We start from the raw sequence: 19,773 nt of genomic DNA, 5'->3' as shown, positions 1-19,773 counted from the left end.
GTGATGAACGGGGCATCAGGGCTGCCAACCACCGCCCAGGCTCTGGATCAACGCCACACTGCCCTGGCTGAGCTGCCCTTGGGTGTCACGCAGGTTCTGTTCGGCTTGCAGCAACACCAGTTGCTGGGTCAATACCGTCTCGCGACTGACCGTACCCGCACGCAATTGCGCCTCCTGGCTGCCGAACAGTTGCTGGTTGCGCTGGTAGACCTGCTGGAAGGCATCGGCCTGGGTTTGCAGGTGATTGATCGCCGACAGGTTGTCCTCGACGTTCTGCAAGGCGCTGAGCACCGTGCCACGGTAGTTTGCGGCGATCTGGTCGTAGCTGGCCTCGGCCTGTTTGACCGCGGCCTCACGGGCGCCGCCGTCGAAGATCGTCTCTGCCAGCGCCGGCCCCAGGGTCCAGATGCGGTTGGGCAAGGAGAACAACCCGCCCAAGGCACTGCCGCGATAACCCAGCTGGGCGGTCAAATCCAGTGTCGGAAAGAACGCTGCCTCAGCCACACCGATTTTCGCATTGGCCGCTGCCGCCGAGCGCTCGGCCGCCACCACATCCGGGCGCCGTTGCAGCAAGGTCGACGGCAGGGTCAGCGGTGGGCGCGGCACGACAAAGCTGAAGTCATTGCGTGGCGCCACGCTGAATTCACTCGGCGCCATGCCCACCAGCACCGCCAATGCGTGTTCATATTGCTCGCGGTCGCGCTGGGAAGTCTGCAGGTCGGCAATCGAGGTGGTCAGTTGGTCCTGAGCCACCAGCAGCTGATCGTTAGTCGCCACGCCTTGGGTGAACTGGGCCTGGATCATGGCCAGCAACTGCTGGTTGATCGCCTGTTGCTGCTGGAGCAGGCGCACGTCGATATCCATCTGGCGCAGCGCCAGGTAGTTACTGGCCACGCTGGAGCTGATCGACAAGCGCACCCCGGCCAGCAACGCATCGGATTGCTGCGCGGCGGCCTGGCTTGACTCGATGCCGCGACGCACCTCGCCCCACAGGTCCGGCTCCCAGCTGGCGGTCAACGTCGCGCTGACGCTGTTTTTCACGCCCGTCGACGTGGTGCTGCTGGACGTGGTGCCGTCACCGCCCTCGCCGCGCGAACCGGACAACCCCACGCCCACCGTCGGCCAGAGCCCGGCGCGGCTCGACGCCACTTGCGCCTGGGCCAGCCGATACGCGGCTTCAGCGGCAATGATCGACTGGTTGGCCTTGGCCGAGCGCGCCACCAAGTCATTCAACACCGGGTCCTGGTACGCCAGCCACCATTGGCTGTCCAACGCGCCCTGGGGATTGGACGCCGCGCGTTGCCACTGCGCGCCCTCCTTGAAGGTCTGCGGCAGCGGCATCGCAGGCTTTTGATAGTCGGGCCCGACCATGCAACCACCGAGTACCAGGCTTAACAACAGCACGCTGTCTGTGAGTTTCATGCGCTTGCTTCCTTACGCCGTCCCAGGCGCTGGGACGCCCGGTCGAGCCACAGGTAAATCACCGGGGTGGTGTACAGCGTCAGCACCTGGCTGAGCAGCAACCCGCCAATAATCGAAATCCCCAGCGGCCGGCGCAATTCCGAGCCATAGCCGGTGCCCAGCACCAGCGGCAGCGCGCCGAGGATCGCCGCCAGGGTGGTCATCATGATCGGCCGGAAGCGGATCAGGCACGCACGGCGAATGGCCGCCTTGGCCGTGAGCCCGAATTCGCGCCGTTCGGTGATCGCGAAGTCGATCATCATGATCGCGTTCTTCTTGACGATGCCGATCAACAAAATCACGCCCACCAGCGCGATGATCGACAGTTCGGTGCCGGTCAGCAGCAACGCGATCAAGGCACCGACACCCGCCGAAGGCAAGGTGGAAAGAATCGTCAGCGGGTGCATCATGTTTTCATACAGAATGCCCAGCACGATGTACACCGAGAGCAATGCCGCGACGATCAGCAACGGCTCGCTGGCCACCGATGACTGGAACACCTGGGCGGTGCCGGCGAACTGCCCGACCACACTGGCGGGCATGCGCAGTTGCTTCACCGCGTCGTCGACCAAGGCGGTGGCCTGGCCGATGGACGTGCCGGGCGCCAGGTTGAACGAGACCGTCACCGCCGGAAAACTGCCCTGGTGACTGATGGAGATCGCCGTGCGCGCCACCGAATCATCGGCAATCGCCGACAGTGGCACCAAGGTCGACTGCGCCGCCAGGTTGGGCGCGACGACGCTGCCTTTGCTGGCCAGCGCCGCGCTGCCCACCGGCACATAAATGCCCTTGAGCGCCGACGGGTCGGTCCAGTATTCGGGGGCGATTTCCATCACCACGTGGTACTGGTTGGCGGCGCGGTAGAGGGTCGAGACCTGGCGCTGGCCAAAGGCGTCGTACAGCGTCTGGTCGACGGCCGACATGCTCACCCCGAGCCGCGCCGCCGTGTCGCGGTTGATGCCGACATTGGCCAGCAGGCTGTTGTCCTGCTGGTCGGTGTTCAGGTCGGTCAACTGCGGCAGCTTGCGCAACACAGCCACCACCTTCGGCACCCACTCGTCCAGGGATGACTGGTCATCGGCGGTGAGCGTGTATTGATATTGCGCGCCGCTCTGGCGGCCGCCCACGGTAATGTCCTGGGCCGACTGCAGAAACAGCTTGGTGCCGGGCAAGTCACCGAGGGCGTGGCGGATTTGCCCGATCACCTGGCTGGCGTCGTCCTTGCGCTCGCCCAGTGGCTTGAGCAGCACGAACATCTGCGCACTGTTGACCGCCCCACCGCCACCGCCGCCGCCACCGACAAACCCGGCGGCGGTTTCCACATTGGGGTTGGTCATGACCTTGCGGTTGATCTCGGTGAAGTCCGTCTGCATCGCCCCGTAGGAAATGCTCTGGTTGGCCAGGATGCTGCCCTGCAGGCGGCCGGTGTCTTCCTGGGGAAAAAAGCCCTTGGGCACCAGCACATACAGCACCCCGGCCAGCACGATCACCAGCACCGTGACCAGGCCCATCAGGATCGAATGCTCGATGACCCACCCCAGGGTCCGGTCGTAGAAACGGTGAAAACGCGAATCCGGGTGTTCATCGCCTTCGTGCACCTCCTTGGGCGCGCGCAGCAACACGCTGGCGAGCATCGGCGTGACCGTCAGCGAGATCAGCATCGAGATGACGATCGCCACCGACAGCGATACCGAAAACTCACGGAACAGCCGCCCGACAATCCCGCCCATCAACAGCAGCGGAATGAACACCGCGACCAGCGACACGCTGATGGTCAGCACGGTGAAGCCGACCTCCTTGGCGCCATTCAGCGCAGCCTGGACCCGGCTCTCGCCTTTCTCCAGGTGGCGCATGATGTTTTCCACCACCACGATGGCATCGTCCACCACAAACCCGGTGGAAATGGTCAGCGCCATCAACGACAGGTTATTCAGGCTGTAGCCGAGGAAGTACATCGCGCCGAAGGTGCCGAGCAACGACAGCGGCACCACGATCGCCGGCACCAGCGTGCTGCGCCAGTCGCGGAAAAACCCGAACGTCACCAGCGTCACCAGCAGGATCGACGCCAGCAGGGTCACTTCCACATCATGCAGCGAGGCGCGGATGGTGGTGGTGCGGTCCATCAACAGGTTGAGCTTGATCGACGCCGGGATCGAGCTTTGCAGAAACGGCAGCGAGGCTTTTACCGCGTCCACCGTGTCGATCACATTCGCGCCGGGTTGCTTGAACACCACCAGCAACACCGCCGGCTTGCCGTTGGACAGGCCGAAGTTGCGCAGGTCCTGCACGTCTTCGCGCACGTAGCCGAGGTCCGCGATGCGGATCAGGTCGCCGTTGTGTTCCTTGACCACCAACGGGCCGTAGTCGTCGGTGTTGAGCAGCATGTCATTGGCGCCAATCCCGTAGGAGCGGTCACCGATTGCCACGTTGCCCTTGGGCAGGTTGGCATTCGAGGCACTGATGACCTGGCGCACCTGCTCCAGGCTGACGCCGTACTGGTTGAGGCGATCCGGGTTGAGCTCCACGCGCACCGCCGGCAGCGCACCGCCGCCAACCGTCACGTCGCCGACGCCGGTGGTCTGCAACAGTTTCTGCTCCAGCAGGGTCGAGGCCACGTCGTACATCTGCCCCGGCGTGGCGCTGTCGGAGGTCAGGCTGATGATCATGATCGGCGAGTCGGCCGGGTTGACCTTGCGATAGGTCGGGTTGCCGGACAGGTCGCTCGGCAGGTTGGTGCGCGCCGCGTTGATCGCTGCCTGCACGTCGCGCGCGGCGCCGTCGATATCGCGGTTGAGATCAAACTGCAGGGTGATGCGGGTGGAGCCGAGGCTGCTGGCGGAGGTCATTTGCGTGACCCCGGCGATCTGCCCGAACTCGCGCTCCAGCGGCGTGGCCACCGAACTGGCGACGGTATTGGGGTCGGCGCCAGGCAACGAGGCACTGACGCTGATGGTGGGGAAATCCACCTCCGGCAACGGCGCCACCGGCAACAGCATAAAGGCCAGCGCGCCGAACAGCGCCAGCCCCGCCGCCATCAGGGTGGTGGCGATGGGGCGATGGACAAACGGCGCGCTGAGGTTCATTGCGCCGGGTCCGCTTCAACCGGGCGCCGGCTGAAGCGCTGTTCCAGCCCGTGCATGGCGAGGAAGATCACCGGGGTGGAAAACAGCGTCAGCAACTGGCTGAGCATCAGCCCGCCAATGATCGCGATGCCCAGTGGATGGCGCAGTTCCGAGCCGATACCGGTGCCCAGCGCCAGCGGCACCGCGCCGAACAGCGAGGCCATGCTGGTCATCAGGATCGGCCGAAACCGCAACTCCGCCGCCTGCCGGATCGCCGCCACCGGGGTCAGCCCACCCTCGCGCAGCAGTGCCAGGGCGAAGTCGACCATCATGATGCCGTTCTTCATGACGATGCCGATCAACAGCACGATGCCGATCAAACCGATGATGTCAAACTGCGTGCCAGTGACCAGCAGCGCAAGCAACGCGCCGAGGGCGGCCGAAAGCAATGTCGAGAGGATCGTCACCGGGTGCACGAAGCTCTCGTAGAGAATCCCCAGCATCAGGTACACCACCACAATCGCCGCCACCACCAGGAACACCTGGTTGGACAGCGACGCCTCGAACGTCGCCGCCGCCCCCTCAAGGTTGGCCTGCACCGACAGCGGCAGGCCGACCTTGGCCTCAATGTCCTTGAGCCGGGTCACCGCTGCGCCAAGGGTTTGCCCCGGCGCGAGGTTGAACGACACATCCGCATAGGGAAATTGCCCGAGGCGATTGATGGTCACCGGGGTGCGCACCACCTGCATCGTGGCCATGCTCGACAGCGGCGCCACGCCGCCGGCGGGAATGTCCACGTACAAGCCGGTGAGCAGATCCGGCAGGTTGCGCGGCGGGTGATCGGTGGCGATCACCACGTGGTACTGGTTGAGCTGGGTGTAGATCGTCGACACCTGGCGCTGGCCAAACGCGTCATACAGCACATCGTCGATGGCTTGCGGGGTGATGCCCAGGCGCGAGGCGGTGGCGCGGTCGAAGGTCAGCTGGATCTGGTTGCCAAACTGCATCGCCTGGCTTTGCACGTCGGTGAACATCGGGTCCCGCTTGATCGCCGCGAGCAGCTTGTTGGTCCACTGCTCCAGCTCATCCGGGTCGGTGGCTTGCAGGCCCAGGCGATAGCTGGTGGTCGACACCGTGGCGTCCAGCGTCAGGTCCTGCACCGAGTGCAGGTACAGGCGGATGCCGGCATCGTCGGCGTTGGCATCGGCGAGGCGGCGGATCACTTCCGTGCTGCTGTCGCGCTCGCCTCGGGGCTTGAGGTTGATCAGGAGGTTGCCCTGGTTGATGGTCGGGTTGGTCTGGTCGATGCCGACGAACGACGACAGGCTCTGCACCGCCGGATCCTTGAGAATCCGCGCGGCCAGGCGCTGCTGCTCCACCTGCATCTGCTGGAACGAAATGGTCGGCGCCGCCTGGGAAATCCCCTGGATCAGGCCGGTGTCCTGATCAGGGAAAAAGCCCTTGGGCATCAGCACCAGTGTCACCAGGGTCAGGGCTGCGGTGAGCACCACCGAGATCAACGTAAGCGTGCGGTGCGCCAGCACCCAATCGAGGCCCCGCACATAGTGCGTGTTGATGCGGTCGAAGAAATCCACCCGGTGTTCCTGCTGCCGGTGCTTGAGCATCCGCGCGCACATCATCGGCGTGAGCGTCAGGGAAATCAGCGCGGAGATCACGATAGTCACGGCCACGGTCATGGCGAATTCGCGGAACAGCCGCCCGACCACATCGCCCATGAACAGCAACGGGATCATCACCGCGATCAGCGCAATCGACAGCGAGATGATCGTGAAGCCGATCTGCGCCGAGCCCTTGAGGGCCGCCTCCAGCGGCGAGTCACCAGCCTCCAGGTAGCGCGTGATGTTTTCGATCATCACGATCGCGTCATCCACCACGAAACCGATGGCGATGGTCAGCGCCATCAGCGTCAGGTTGTTGAGGGAAAAGCCCAGGGCATAGGCCACCGCCAGCGTACCCACCAGCGTCAGCGGGATGGTCACCGCCGGAATGATCGTCGCCGCGACGTTGCGCAGGAAGATGAAAATCACGATCACCACCAGCGCGATGGCCATGGCCAATTCGTACTGCACGTCGGTGACCGACGCGCGGATGGTCTGGGTGCGGTCGGTGAGCACGTCGACCTTCAATGTGGCTGGCAAACTGGCGCGCAGCTTGGGCAGCAATTGCTGCACGCGGTCGACTACCTGGATCACATTGGCGCCAGGCTGGCGCTGGATATTCAACACAATCGACGGCGTGCTGTTGGTCCAGGCGGCCTGGCGCGGATTCTCGGCGCCCTGGGTCGAACTGGCGATCTGCGACAGGCGAATCGGCGCGCCGTTCTTGTAGGCGATCACCAGGTCGCGGTACTCCTCGGCCGATTGCAGTTGGTCGTTGGCGCCGATGGAATACGCCTGGAACTTGCCGTCGATATTGCCCTTGGCCTGGTTGACGTTGGCGGTGCCCAGCGAGGTGCGCAGGTCATCCAGGGACAGGCCGAGACTGTTCAGCGCCGAGGTATTGGCCTCGACCCGCACCGCCGGGCGCTGGCCGCCGCTGATGGTGACCAGGCCGACGCCGGTGATCTGCGAAATTTTCTGCGCCAGGCGCGTGTCGGCCAGGTCTTCGATCTTGGTCAGCGGCAGCACATCGGAGGTCAGCGACAGCGTCAGCACCGGCGCGTCCGCCGGGTTGACCTTGCTGTACACCGGCGGGTACGGCAGGTTCGCCGGCAGGAAGGTACCGGCCGCGTTGATCGCCGCCTGCACTTCTTGTTCAGCGACATCCAGGGACAACGACAAGTCGAATTGCAGGGTCACCACCGAGGCGCCATCGGAGCTGGTGGAGTTCATCGACTTGAGCCCCGGCATCTCGCCGAGCTGGCGCTCCAGCGGCGCGGTGATCGAGGAGCTGACCACGTCCGGGCTGGCGCCGGGGTATTGGGTGAAGACCTGGATGGTCGGGTAATCGACCTCGGGCAACGCCGACACCGACAGCAAGTGGTACCCGAGCAACCCGAGCAAGAGCACGGCCACCATCATCAGCGTGGTTGCCACCGGGCGTTCGATAAAGGGCCGCGAGACATTCATGACCGGCAGCTCCTTACTGGGCGACGACTTTTACCGGCGAACCGTCGTCAAGTTTATCGGCACCTTCGGTGACCACCTGCTCGCCAGGCTTGACGCCGTTCTCGAGGATCGCCGAGACATCGCCCATCGACGGCCCGGTCTTGACGTTGCGCAGCGCGGCCTTGTCGCCGTTGACCACAAACACGAAATCCCCCTTGCTGCCGTGCTGGATCGCCCGGGTCGGCACCACGGCGACCTGGCTCAAGGTGTCGGCCTTGAGACGCGCGTTGACGAATTGGTTGGGGAACAGCGCATCACCTGCGTCGTCGAACTGCGCCTTGACCTTGATCGTGCCGGTGCTGGTGTCGACCTGGTTATCCAGGGCCAGCAGGCTGCCGGTGGCCAGCAGGGTCTTTTTATTGCGGTCGTAGGCCAGCACGGTCACGCTGCCACGGGCCATGGCCTGGTCGATGCTGCCCAGGTCATCTTCGGGCACGGCAAACACCACCGTGGCCGGGTTCATCTGGGTAATGACCACAATGCCGGTGGTGCTGGTGGTGGTCACGTAGTTGCCGGGGTCGACCAGGCGCAAGCCAACCACGCCATCCACCGGCGAGGTGATGGTGCAGTAGCTCAGTTGCACCTCGAGGTTTTGTACATTGCCCTGGTCGGCGGCGACGGTGCCCTGCTGCTCCTGCACCACGGCGGCCTGGGTATCGAGGGTTTGCTGGCTGGTAGAGCCGGCCTTGACCAGGTCGCGATAACGGGCCAGGTCGCGCTGGGCATTGCTCAATACGGCCTGGTCGTGCGCCAGCGTGCCCTTGGCCACAGCCAATTGCGCCTTGAGCGCACGGTCGTCGATGCGGGCGATGACCTGGCCCTTGCTGACGTGCTGGCCTTCCTTGAATTCGACGCTGCTGAGGATGCCGTCGACCTGGCTGACCACCGTGACGCTGCGTGTCGGGGTCACGGTGCCGAGGGCGTCGATGTACACCGGCACATCCTGCAAGGCGACGGGCACCACGGCCACCGGTTCACCTGTGGCTGCAGGCTTGCCCTTGTGCTGCGCGGTGAAGAAATGGAGACCCAGGACAATCGCCAGTACCACCAGGACGACGCCCGCCAGCCAGGCGAACGTGCGTCGTTTGCTTTTCTCCACGGTTTCTCTCTCGAACGCCGAAATCAGGATAGACCGACCGCTGCAATGAGTCGGTGGCTGACCTGAACTCTAGCAGCGCGCCCGGCCTATGCCTGTACAACCTTGAATGCGTTCAGCATCAAGACAGACAATCTGGCGCAAGCCCCCGGCCTGCAAGGCCTGGAGTAGGATTCTTGAGCGCTGCGCAAGGCCGGTGCTACCATGCGCAACCGCCTGTCCTGGCAAGGAAAACCCTGGTTTATGAGCACCATTCGCGAGCGCAACAAAGAAAAGATCCTGCGGGCGGCCAGCGAGGAGTTTGCCGACAAGGGCTTCGCCGCGACCAAAACCAGCGACATCGCCGCCAAGGCCGGGCTGCCCAAGCCCAATGTCTATTACTACTTCAAGTCCAAGGACAACCTCTATCGCGAGGTGCTCGAAAGCATTATCGAGCCGATCCTGGCAGCGTCCACGCCGTTCAACCCCGAGGGTGAGCCGTCGGTGGTACTGAGCAACTACATCCGCTCGAAAATCCGCATTTCCCGCGACCTGCCTTTCGCCTCCAAAGTGTTCGCCAGCGAAATCATGCACGGCGCACCGCACCTCAGTGCCGACCAGGTTGAACAGCTCAACGCCCAGGCCAAGCACAACATCGACTGCATCCAGAACTGGGTAGATCGCGGCCTGATCGCCGCCATTGACCCCAACCACCTGATGTTCAGCATCTGGGCCGCGACGCAGACCTATGCGGATTTCGATTGGCAGATCTCGGCGGTGACCGGAAAGGCCAAATTGGATGAGGCGGACTATGAAGCGGCAGCGCAGACGATCATCCGGTTGGTGCTCAAGGGGTGTGAGCCGGACTGATGGAGGATGGTGTTTGCATCGCAGGCAAGCCAGCGCCTGCACTTATGCGGTGCTGAACACAAAATGTTCGAATCCCTCCACCCCCAGTGGGAGCGGGCTTGCTCGCGAAAGCGGCTTTCCAGACACATCCTGCCAAAAGCCTGGCGCCCAGCATTGATCGGCGAGATCTAGCCTCTCAGGACACCACTTGAAGAGAGGCCATGGAATGCCTGATTTAGCCACTTCACACCGCCTGCGTATCGGGCGGTTCAGCGAATCGAACCGTGTCTACCTGATCACCACCAACACCCACGAACGCCTGCCGATATTTCGCGACTTCCACCTCGGCCGCCTGGTGGTCGGGCAATTCCGGCTCGCCCAATACCAAGGGCTGGCCAACTCCCTGGCCTGGGTGGTGATGCCAGACCATTTCCACTGGCTGATCGAACTGCAAAAAGGCTCCTTGGGAGACCTGATGTGCCAGGTGAAATCCAAAAGCACCCGCACCGTTAACGGCGCCAGCGGTCGCAAAGGCAGGCTTTGGCAAACCAGCTTTCATGATCGTGCGCTACGAAAGGAAGACGACCTGGTGAAAATGGCCCGGTATGTGGTGGCTAATCCATTGCGGGCCAACTTGGTAGAACGAATCGGCGACTATCCGCTGTGGGATGCGATCTGGGTTTAGTGCCGAGACCGCGTCGCCGCTTTCGCGAGCAAGCCCGCTCCCACACTTGGAATGCATTCAAAATGTGGGAGCCGGGTTGTTGGGGGGATTGGGTTGATCCGTTGTGGGAGGTGACCTGGGTTTAGTGCCGAGACCGCTTCGCCGCCTTCGCGAGCAAGCCCGCTCCCACACTGGATTGCATTCCAAATGTGGGAGCCGGGTTACTGGAGAAATTTGGGGGTGATCCGTTGTGGGAGGTGAGCCGGGTTTAGTGCCGAGACCGCGTCGCCGCTTTCGCGAGCAAGCCCGCTCCCACACTTGGAATGCATTCAAAATGTGGGAGCGGGCTTGCTCGCGAAGAGGCCCGCACCGTCACTTCAACTCACGCGGGCACCCCCGCATCCGCCAACAACCCCACGCCCTCGATTGCGGTGATCGCGCATTGCTCGTCGATGTCCGATGTGTCGCCACTGATCCCGATCGCCCCCAGTACCACCCCCTCTCGATCTCGAATCAATACCCCGCCCGGTGCCGGGACCACGCTGCCCTGCCCCAGGCTGTTCAATGCCGCGATAAACGCCGGTCGCTGCTGCGCGTCCAGTGCCAACAAGCGCGAGCCCTTGCCCAGCGCAATCGCGCCCCAGGCCTTGCCGATGGCGATCTGCGGGCGCAGCAGGCTGGCGCCGTCTTCGCGTTGCAGGGTGATCAAGTGGCCGCCGCTGTCGAGGACCGCGATGGTCAGCGGCGCCGTCGACAGCGTGCGCCCTGCGTTGAGGGCCTGACTGGCGAGCTGGGTGGCGATTTTCAAGGTTAAAGCGCTCATGGTGCCGTCCTTCTTTTGTTATTGGGAAAGCGGTGGAGGTCTGTCTGATCAGATGCTCGATCAAACAAATAGAACACAATGACAATTAATTTTGTATACAATAATTTCGCACAAACACTCCATACGTCGAAAAAATGCCTTCCGACGAACGCAAAGGGCCGCGAACAAAATGGTTTGACCTGCGCCGCTCGCCGTGAATACACTTTATCCAGACACCACTTGTATACAATTACAAAACGCAAGAGGCACCAAAATCATGAGCAAAATGAGAGCAATCGAAGCCGCCGTCCTGGTGATGCGCCGTGAAGGCGTGGACACCGCCTTCGGTATCCCTGGCGCCGCGATCAACCCGCTGTATTCGGCCTTGCAGAAGGTCGGTGGCATCGATCACGTCCTTGCTCGCCACGTTGAAGGCGCCTCGCACATGGCCGAGGGTTACACCCGCACCAAGGCCGGCAATATCGGCGTGTGCATCGGCACTTCGGGCCCGGCGGGCACCGACATGGTCACCGGCCTCTACAGCGCTTCGGCGGACTCGATCCCGATCCTGTGCATCACCGGCCAAGCCCCGCGTGCACGGATGCACAAGGAAGACTTCCAGGCCGTCGACATCACCAGCATCGTCAAGCCCGTGACCAAGTGGGCAACCACTGTGCTCGAACCTGGCCAGGTGCCCTACGCGTTCCAGAAAGCCTTCTACGAAATGCGCTCAGGCCGCCCAGGCCCAGTGTTGATCGACCTGCCGTTCGACGTGCAGATGGCCGAAATCGAATTCGACATCGACGCCTACCAGCCGCTGCCCCTGGCCAAGCCGCTGGCAACCCGCATCCAGGTGGAAAAAGCCCTGGCCCTGCTCGATGCCGCCGAGCGGCCGCTGCTGGTCAGCGGCGGTGGCGTGATCAACGCCGACGCCAGCGAACTGCTGGTGGAGTTCGCCGAACTCACTGGCATCCCGGTGATCCCGACGCTGATGGGCTGGGGCACCATCCCCGACGACCACCCGCTGATGGTCGGCATGGTCGGCCTGCAAACCTCCCACCGCTATGGCAACGCGACGATGCTCAAGTCGGACGTGGTGCTCGGCATCGGCAACCGCTGGGCCAACCGCCACACCGGTTCGGTGGAGGTCTACACCGAAGGCCGCAAGTTCATTCACGTCGACATCGAGCCGACACAGATTGGCCGCGTGTTCACCCCGGACCTGGGCATCGTCTCCGACGCCGGTTCCGCGCTGACCCTGTTCATTGAAGTGGCGCGCGAGTGGAAAGCCGCCGGCAAGCTCAAGGACCGCAGCGCCTGGCTGCATGATTGCCAGCAGCGCAAGGCCACCCTGCAGCGCAAGACCCACTTCGACGCGGTGCCGGTCAAGCCGCAACGGGTGTACGAAGAGATGAACCAGGTGTTCGGCAAAGACACCTGCTACGTCAGCACCATCGGCCTGTCGCAGATTGCCGGCGCGCAATTCCTCCACGTGTACAAGCCGCGCCACTGGATCAACTGCGGCCAGGCCGGCCCGTTGGGCTGGACCATCCCCGCAGCGCTCGGCGTGGTCAAGGCCGACCCGAGCCGCAAGGTGGTGGCGTTGTCCGGCGACTATGACTTCCAGTTCATGATCGAAGAGCTGGCGGTGGGCGCGCAATTCAAGCTGCCGTACATCCACGTGGTGGTGAACAACTCCTACCTGGGGCTGATCCGCCAGGCCCAGCGCGGTTTTGAAATGGACTACTGCGTCCAGCTGTCCTTCGACAACCTCAACGCGCCGGAGCTCAACGGTTATGGCGTCGACCACGTCGCCGTCGCCGAAGGCCTGGGTTGCAAGGCCCTGCGTGTGTTCGAGCCGGGCCAGATCCAGCCGGCCCTGCGCAAGGCGCAGGAGATGATCGAGGAATTCAAGGTGCCGGTGATCGTCGAGATCATCCTGGAGCGCGTGACCAATATTTCCATGGGCACCGAGATCAACGCCGTCAACGAATTCGAAGATCTGGCCCTGGTCGGCAACGATGCGCCGACTGCCATTTCCCTGCTCGATTAAGGAGAACCCTATGCCGCGCTTTGCCGCCAACCTGTCCATGCTGTTTACCGAGCAGGACTTTCTCGCCCGCTTCAAAGCCGCCGCCGAGGCCGGTTTCGAAGGGGTCGAGTACCTGTTCCCGTATGAGTTCAGCTCCGCCGAAATCAAGGCACAACTTGACGCCCATGGCCTGACTCAAGTGCTGTTCAACCTGCCGGCCGGTGATTGGGCCAAAGGCGAGCGCGGCCTGGCGTGCCACCCGGACCGGGTCGAGGAATTCCGCGCCGGGGTCAACCTGGCCATCGCCTACGCCGAGGTGCTGGGCAATACCCAGATCAACTGCCTGGCGGGGATCCGGCCTGCCGGTGTCGATGATGCAACCCTGGAAAAGACGTTTGTCGCCAACCTCAAGTACGCGGCCGACAAGCTGCAAGCGGTGGGCATCAAGCTGGTGATGGAAGCCATCAACACCCGCGACATTCCGGGCTTCTACCTCAACAACACCGCCCAGGCCCTGTCGATTCGCGAGCAAGTGGGCAGCGCCAACCTGTTCCTGCAATACGACATCTATCACATGCAAATCATGGAAGGCGACCTGGCCCGCACCATGGCCGCGCACCTGGGCGAGATCAACCATATCCAGCTGGCGGACAACCCCGGGCGCAATGAGCCGGGTACCGGCGAGATCAACTATCGCTTCCTGTTCGAGCATCTGGACCGCATCGGTTACTCGGGCTGGGTCGGCTGTGAATACAAGCCGTTGACCACCACCGAAGCGGGTTTGGGCTGGCTCAAAACCCACAACGCGATCTGACTGAACAACACAAAACCCAATGTGAAAGCAGGGCTTGTGTGGGAGCTGGCTTGCCTGCGATGCAGGCAACTCGGTCTCTCAGTTAAACCGAGGTAATGCCATCGCAGGCGAGCCAGCTCCCACAAAAAGCAGCTCTCACATCGAATAAAGAGAGGATTTTCGTCATGGCTAAAATCGGATTCATCGGCACCGGCATCATGGGCCAACCCATGGCCGCCAACCTGCAGAAAGCAGGCCACCAACTGTTTCTCTCCGAGCATCACGGCAAGGCGCCGGCCGAGCTGATCGGCGCGGGCGCCATCGCGTTGGCCAACCCGCAGCAAGTCGCCCAGGAAGCCGAGTTCATCATCGTCATGGTGCCCGACACCCCGCAGGTCGATGACGTGCTGTTCCGCGCCGACGGTGTCGCCGCCGGCCTGTCACCCAACAAGGTGGTGATCGACATGAGTTCGATCTCCCCCACCGCCACCAAGGCGTTCGCCGCCAAGATCAACCAGACCGGCGCGCAGTACCTGGATGCGCCAGTGTCCGGCGGTGAAGTCGGCGCGAAGGCCGGCACCCTGAGCATCATGGTCGGTGGCGAGCCGCAGACCTTCGAACGCGCCCTGCCCCTGTTCCAGAGGATGGGCAAGAACATCACCCTGGTGGGTGGCAATGGCGATGGCCAGACGGCCAAGGTGGCTAACCAGATCATCGTCGCGCTGAATATCCAGGCGGTGGCCGAAGCGCTGCTGTTCGCCTCGAAGAACGGCGCCGACCCGGCCAAGGTGCGTGAAGCGCTGATGGGCGGCTTTGCCTCCTCGAAGATCCTCGAAGTGCATGGCGAGCGCATGATCAAGGGCACCTTCGATCCGGGCTTCCGCATCAACCTGCACCAGAAGGACCTGAACCTGGCCCTGGCCGGTGCCAAGGAGCTGGGGATCAACCTGCCGAACACCGCCGGCACCCAACAGGTGTTCAGCACCTGCACGGCGATCGGCGGCGGCAACTGGGACCATTCGGCGCTGATCAAGGGGCTGGAGCATATGGCGAATTTTTCGATTCGCGATAAGTAACCCACACCGCTTCCACCTTTGAATGCGGTCGAATGTGGGAGCGGGCTTGCTCGCGAAAGCGGTGTATCAGTCAGCATGGATGTTGAATGTCAGAACGCATCCGCGAGTAAGCCCGCTCCCACATTTGATCGCATTCCGGCCTGGAATTGATGCCCCCCTAATAACAAGAATCCCCCGGGAGCCCGCTTATGTCGGTCGATCCGCAACACCTGCTTCGCGCGCTGTTTGCCACAGCCATCGACGCCGCCCACCCCCGGCAAGTCCTCGAACCTTATCTGCCCACCGACCGCAGCGGCCGCGTGATCGTGATCGGCGCCGGCAAAGCCGCCGCCGCCATGGCCCTGGTGGTGGAAAACGCCTGGCAGGGCGAAGTCTCTGGCCTGGTGGTTACGCGCTACGGCCACGGCGCGCCGTGCAAGAAAATCGAAGTGGTCGAGGCCGCCCACCCGGTCCCCGATGCCGCCGGCCTCGCCGTGGCCAAACGCGTGCTGGCATTGATCAGCAACCTGACCGAAGACGACCGCGTGATCTTCCTGCTGTCTGGCGGCGGCTCTGCCCTGCTCGCCCTGCCCGCCGAAGGCATCACCCTGGCCGACAAGCAAGCCATCAACAAAGCCCTGCTCAAATCCGGCGCCACCATTGGCGAGATGAATTGCGTGCGCAAGCACCTCTCGGCGATCAAGGGCGGCCGACTGGCCAAGGCGGCCTGGCCGGCGACGGTCTACACCTATGCGATTTCCGATGTGCCGGGCGACCAGGCCACGGTGATTGCTTCCGGCCCCACCGTTGGCGACCCGAGCACGTCGCAACAGGCGCTGGCGATCCTCAAGCGCTACGGCATCGACGCTCCCGCCTCGGTACGCAGCTGGTTGCAGAACCCGGCCTCGGAAACCGTCAAGCCGGGTGACCCGGCACTCGCGCGCAGCCACTTCCAATTGATCGCGCGCCCGCAGCAATCCCTCGAAGCGGTCGCGGTGAAAGTCCGCCAGGCCGGGTTCAGCCCGCTGATCCTCGGCGACCTTGAAGGCGAAGCGCGGGACGTGGCCAAGGTGCACGCCGGCATCGCCCGACAAATCGTGCAGCATGGCCAGCCACTGGCGGCGCCCTGCGTGATCCTCTCTGGTGGCGAAACCACCGTCACCGTGCGCGGCAATGGTCGTGGCGGGCGCAATGCCGAATTCCTGCTGAGCCTGACCGACAGCCTCAAGGGCTTGCCGGGCGTGTACGCCCTGGCCGGTGATACCGACGGCATCGACGGCTCCGAAGACAACGCCGGCGCCATCATGACCCCCTGCAGCTATGCCCGCGCCGAGGCCTTGGGCCTGTCGGCCAGCGACGAGCTGGATAACAACAACGGCTACGGCTATTTCGCCGCGCTCGAGGGCTTGATCGTCACCGAACCGACGCGCACCAACGTCAATGATTTCCGCGCCATCCTGATCCTTGAGACTGCCAAACATGACGCCTGACAAGAAGGTCAAAATCCTCGCCACCCTGGGGCCGGCCACCGACGGTATCGATGATATCCGCGAGCTGGTGGAGGCCGGCGTGAATATCTTCCGCCTCAACTTCAGCCACGGCGAGCACGCCGATCACGCCCAGCGCTACCAGTGGATTCGCCAGGTCGAGCGCCAGCTGAACTACCCGCTGGGCATCCTCATGGACCTGCAAGGGCCGAAGCTGCGGGTCGGGCGCTTTGCCGAAGGCAAGGTGCAATTGGTGCGTGGCCAGGCCCTGCGCCTGGACCTGGACCCCACGCCGGGCGACCAGCGCCGTATCAACCTGCCGCACCCGGAAATCATCGCGGCGCTGGAGCCGGGCATGGACCTGCTGCTGGATGACGGCAAATTGCGCCTGCGGGTCATCACCAAGCATGCGGATGCCATCGACACCACGGTGCTGAATGGCGGCGAATTGTCCGACCGCAAAGGTGTGAATGTCCCACAGGCGCTGCTGGAACTCAGCCCGCTCACCGCCAAGGACCGCAGCGACCTGAGCTTCGGCCTGGAGCTGGGTGTGGACTGGGTGGCGCTGTCGTTCGTGCAGCGCCCGGAAGACATCCGCGAAGCCCGTGAGTTGATTGGCGACAAAGCGTTCCTGATGGCCAAGATCGAGAAGCCCTCGGCCGTGCAGCGCCTGCAGGAAATCGCCGAGCTGAGCGACGCGATCATGGTGGCCAGGGGCGACCTGGGTGTGGAAGTGCCCGCCGAGAGCGTGCCGCAGATCCAGAAAGACATCATCAGCACCTGCCGCCAGTTGGGTAAGCCGGTGGTGGTGGCCACGCAGATGCTCGAGTCCATGCGTTTCTCCCCGGCACCGACTCGCGCCGAAGTCACCGATGTCGCCAACGCCGTGGCCGAAGGCGCCGATGCGGTGATGCTGTCGGCGGAAACCGCGTCCGGCGAGTACCCCCTGGAAGCCGTGCAGATGATGAGCAAGATCATCCGCCAGGTCGAAAACGGCCCGGACTACCAGACGCAACTGGACGTCAGCCGGCCTAAGGCGGACGCCACGGTGTCGGACGCCATCAGCTGTGCGATCCGGCGGATCAGCAGCATCCTGCCGGTGGCGGTGCTGGTGAACTACAGCGAGTCCGGCAGCTCCAGCCTGCGCGCGGCGCGGGAACGGCCGGTGGCGCCGATCCTCAACCTCACGCCGAACCTCTCCACTGCGCGCCGCTTGAGCGTGGCGTGGGGCGTGCATTCGGTGGTCAATGATCGGCTGCGCCAGGTCGATGAAGTGTGTTCGACCGCGCTGGAGATCGCCCAGGCCCAGGGGATGGCGCAGCGCGGGGATACGTTGGTGATTACCGCGGGAGTGCCGTTCGGGCAACCGGGGTCGACCAACTCGCTGCGTATCGAGACGTTGATCTAGCGTCTGTTCAGGCCTCATCGCGGGCAGGCCCGGCGCCCACATTTTGATTGGTGAACCGATTCAAATGTGGGAGCTGGCTTGCCGGCGATTGGGGGCAAATCGGTCCCTCAGACTCACCCACCATGCCCAACCAATCCTGCCCCGACTGGGCCGAAGCCTTGCTCAACGGCTTCAGCCAGATCTTCCTGCAGCGCCATCCCCTGTGTGGCCTGCTGTGCCTGCTGGCCATCCTGATCGGCGCCCCGGCCCTGCTCGGCGGGGCGTTGCTGGGAGGCGTCGCCGGTTTGCTCACGGCCCAGCGCCGGGGTTATCCCAAGGCCGAACGCCAGGCCGGCCTGTATAGCTACAACGGCGTACTGCTGGGCTTGCTGATCAGCCAGCACTTTGCCTGGTCGGCCGTGCTGCCACCGCTGATCCTGGCGTGCGGCGGCTTGAGTGCGATGCTCACGCGACAATGGCTCAAACACGCAACCCGCCCCGATGACCTGCCCGCCTACACCGCACCGTTTGTCGGCCTGGGCTGGCTGTTGCTGGGCAGCGTGCCGCCGAGCACGTTTGCACTCGGCGAAGCCGACACCCTGGCCGTCCTGGCCGCGCCCTTTACCGGGCTCGCGCAAATCATGCTGCTCGACCAGCCCCTCGCCGGTGCGCTGATCGCGCTTGGCCTGTGGCTGGCCAATCGGCGTGCCGCCCTCTGGGCCTTGACCGGCGCCCTCTGCGGAGTGCTGATCGCGCTGCTGCTCGACGAGACCGCCAGCGCCCTGCTCGGCCTGCACAGCTACAACCCCGCGCTGGCGGCCCTGGCCCTGTGTCAGACGCGCCGCCACGCCTGGCAACCGCTGCTCGGCATCCTGCTGGCAATCGTCCTCACGCCAGGCTTTGCCGCGCTGCACCTGCCGGCGTTGACCGCCCCGTTCATCCTCGCGTGCTGGCTGGTGCGTGCCGGTCGCCGGATGCTGGGTAAACCCCGCATGGACAGCCCCTTCGAATCCCCCTAGGCTTGCTCGATATTCGATTCAGGCGGGCTTTATGGACAGCAACAACGACTGGCGTCAGCGGCTCTACGTCATGGTTTTCCAAAGCGACACAGCGGCCGGCCGGCGCTTCGACAGCACCTTGCTGCTGATCATCCTCGCCAGCCTGGTGATTGTGATCCTCGACAGTATCCAGACCGTCCACGACAACTACGCCGACGTGCTGGCCTACATCGAGTGGGGCTTCACCATCATTTTCGCCATCGAGTACGGCCTGCGCCTGTACTGCTCGCCCAAGCCGCTGCGCTATGCCTTCAGCTTCTATGGGCTGGTGGATTTGCTCGCCATCGTCCCCGGCATCCTCGCGCTGTATTACAGCGACGCCCAGTATCTGCTGATCATCCGCATCATCCGGATGCTGCGGATCTTCCGCGTGCTCAAGCTCAGCCCTTACCTCAAGCAGGCCAACTACCTGATGGCCGCGCTGCGCGGCAGCAAGCAGAAGATCGTGGTGTTCCTGGTCAGTGTGTGCACCCTGGTCACCGTATTCGGCACCTTGATGTACGTGATCGAAGGCCCGGAGCACGGGTTTACCAGCATTCCCAAAGGCATCTATTGGGCGATCGTGACCCTGACCACCGTGGGCTTTGGCGATATCGTGCCCAAGACCCCGCTGGGCCAGGTGATTTCGTCACTGGTGATGATCACCGGTTACTCGATCATCGCCGTGCCGACGGGGATTTTTACCGCCGAACTGGCCAGTGCCATGCGCGGTGAGCAGCTGCAAACCGACTGCCCGGTGTGCAACAAGAACAGCCACGAGCCCAACGCGGCGTTCTGCTCGCGCTGTGGCAATGCGTTGTTTAAGAAAGTGGAATAAGCAAAGTGCGTTTTAATCTTTAAGCGTCTATGCAGGCCCAGCTATAGTCGCTGGCAAAATGCCCTCACTCAATCGATAACCTTCTCGAACAACAAGGAATGAG

General features: G+C 63.5%; 14 protein-coding genes. 9 read left to right on the top strand and 5 right to left on the bottom strand.

What is annotated here, in order from left to right; genetic code table 11:
- Positions 1-15: 15 nt before the first annotated feature.
- From JFU04_RS08325 to JFU04_RS08310, 4 genes are read right to left on the bottom strand one after another with little or no spacing between them, the layout of a single operon-like run.
- Positions 16-1,422 carry an efflux transporter outer membrane subunit gene (locus JFU04_RS08325; protein ID WP_201143834.1) on the bottom strand — a complete coding sequence of 469 codons (1,407 nt, stop codon included), beginning with the start codon at positions 1,420-1,422 and terminating at the stop codon, positions 16-18.
- On the bottom strand, positions 1,419-4,544 hold the full coding sequence (locus tag JFU04_RS08320; protein ID WP_201143833.1) for an efflux RND transporter permease subunit: 3,126 nt from the start codon (positions 4,542-4,544) through the stop codon (positions 1,419-1,421). The genes JFU04_RS08325 and JFU04_RS08320 overlap by 4 nt, the downstream gene beginning before the upstream one ends.
- Positions 4,541-7,612, bottom strand: a complete 3,072-nt coding sequence (locus JFU04_RS08315; protein ID WP_201143832.1) for an efflux RND transporter permease subunit — start codon at positions 7,610-7,612, stop codon at positions 4,541-4,543. Before JFU04_RS08315 ends, JFU04_RS08320 begins: the two co-directional genes overlap by 4 nt.
- Before the next feature lie 13 nt (positions 7,613-7,625).
- The gene (locus JFU04_RS08310; RefSeq protein WP_201143831.1) at positions 7,626-8,750 is read right to left on the bottom strand and encodes an efflux RND transporter periplasmic adaptor subunit; all 1,125 of its coding nucleotides are present in this window, start codon (positions 8,748-8,750) and stop codon (positions 7,626-7,628) included.
- Between the two features lie 240 nt (positions 8,751-8,990).
- On the opposite strand from JFU04_RS08310, the gene JFU04_RS08305 reads away from it, so the two are divergent.
- On the top strand, positions 8,991-9,596 hold the full coding sequence (locus JFU04_RS08305) for a TetR/AcrR family transcriptional regulator (protein WP_065901582.1): 606 nt from the start codon (positions 8,991-8,993) through the stop codon (positions 9,594-9,596).
- 205 nt (positions 9,597-9,801) lie between these two features.
- Positions 9,802-10,260, top strand: a complete 459-nt coding sequence (locus tag JFU04_RS08300) for an REP-associated tyrosine transposase (RefSeq protein ID WP_201143830.1) — start codon at positions 9,802-9,804, stop codon at positions 10,258-10,260.
- Positions 10,261-10,621: 361 nt separating this feature from the next.
- Here JFU04_RS08300 and JFU04_RS08295 read toward each other — a convergent pair whose 3' ends face one another.
- Complete coding sequence (locus tag JFU04_RS08295) at positions 10,622-11,062, bottom strand: GlcG/HbpS family heme-binding protein (protein ID WP_065901586.1); 441 nt, start codon at positions 11,060-11,062, stop codon at positions 10,622-10,624.
- Positions 11,063-11,318: 256 nt separating this feature from the next.
- Between JFU04_RS08295 and gcl the strand changes: the two genes are divergently transcribed.
- The 7 genes from gcl to JFU04_RS08260 all read left to right on the top strand — a co-directional run bounded on the left by gcl (position 11,319) and on the right by JFU04_RS08260 (position 19,670).
- Positions 11,319-13,094, top strand: a complete 1,776-nt coding sequence (gcl, locus tag JFU04_RS08290) for a glyoxylate carboligase (protein WP_065901588.1) — start codon at positions 11,319-11,321, stop codon at positions 13,092-13,094.
- Positions 13,095-13,104: 10 nt separating this feature from the next.
- The gene (gene hyi, locus JFU04_RS08285) at positions 13,105-13,887 is read left to right on the top strand and encodes a hydroxypyruvate isomerase (protein ID WP_106804701.1); all 783 of its coding nucleotides are present in this window, start codon (positions 13,105-13,107) and stop codon (positions 13,885-13,887) included.
- Between the two features lie 164 nt (positions 13,888-14,051).
- Positions 14,052-14,942, top strand: coding sequence for a 2-hydroxy-3-oxopropionate reductase (locus JFU04_RS08280; RefSeq protein WP_201143829.1), 891 nt, complete (start codon positions 14,052-14,054; stop codon positions 14,940-14,942).
- 188 nt (positions 14,943-15,130) lie between these two features.
- Positions 15,131-16,411 carry a glycerate kinase type-2 family protein gene (locus JFU04_RS08275; protein ID WP_065901594.1) on the top strand — a complete coding sequence of 427 codons (1,281 nt, stop codon included), beginning with the start codon at positions 15,131-15,133 and terminating at the stop codon, positions 16,409-16,411.
- The gene (pyk, locus tag JFU04_RS08270; RefSeq protein ID WP_201143828.1) at positions 16,401-17,816 is read left to right on the top strand and encodes a pyruvate kinase; all 1,416 of its coding nucleotides are present in this window, start codon (positions 16,401-16,403) and stop codon (positions 17,814-17,816) included. Before JFU04_RS08275 ends, pyk begins: the two co-directional genes overlap by 11 nt.
- 122 nt (positions 17,817-17,938) lie before the next feature.
- On the top strand, positions 17,939-18,814 hold the full coding sequence (locus JFU04_RS08265; RefSeq protein WP_106804703.1) for an urea transporter: 876 nt from the start codon (positions 17,939-17,941) through the stop codon (positions 18,812-18,814).
- A 31-nt stretch (positions 18,815-18,845) separates the two neighbouring features.
- Positions 18,846-19,670 carry an ion transporter gene (locus JFU04_RS08260; RefSeq protein WP_065901600.1) on the top strand — a complete coding sequence of 275 codons (825 nt, stop codon included), beginning with the start codon at positions 18,846-18,848 and terminating at the stop codon, positions 19,668-19,670.
- Positions 19,671-19,773: the final 103 nt, after the last annotated feature.

The sequence above is a fragment of the Pseudomonas sp. TH21 genome, from assembly GCF_016651025.1.
Lineage (GTDB): Bacteria > Pseudomonadota > Gammaproteobacteria > Pseudomonadales > Pseudomonadaceae > Aquipseudomonas > Aquipseudomonas aylmerensis.
This window is presented reverse-complemented; position numbering and strand designations above follow the sequence as displayed.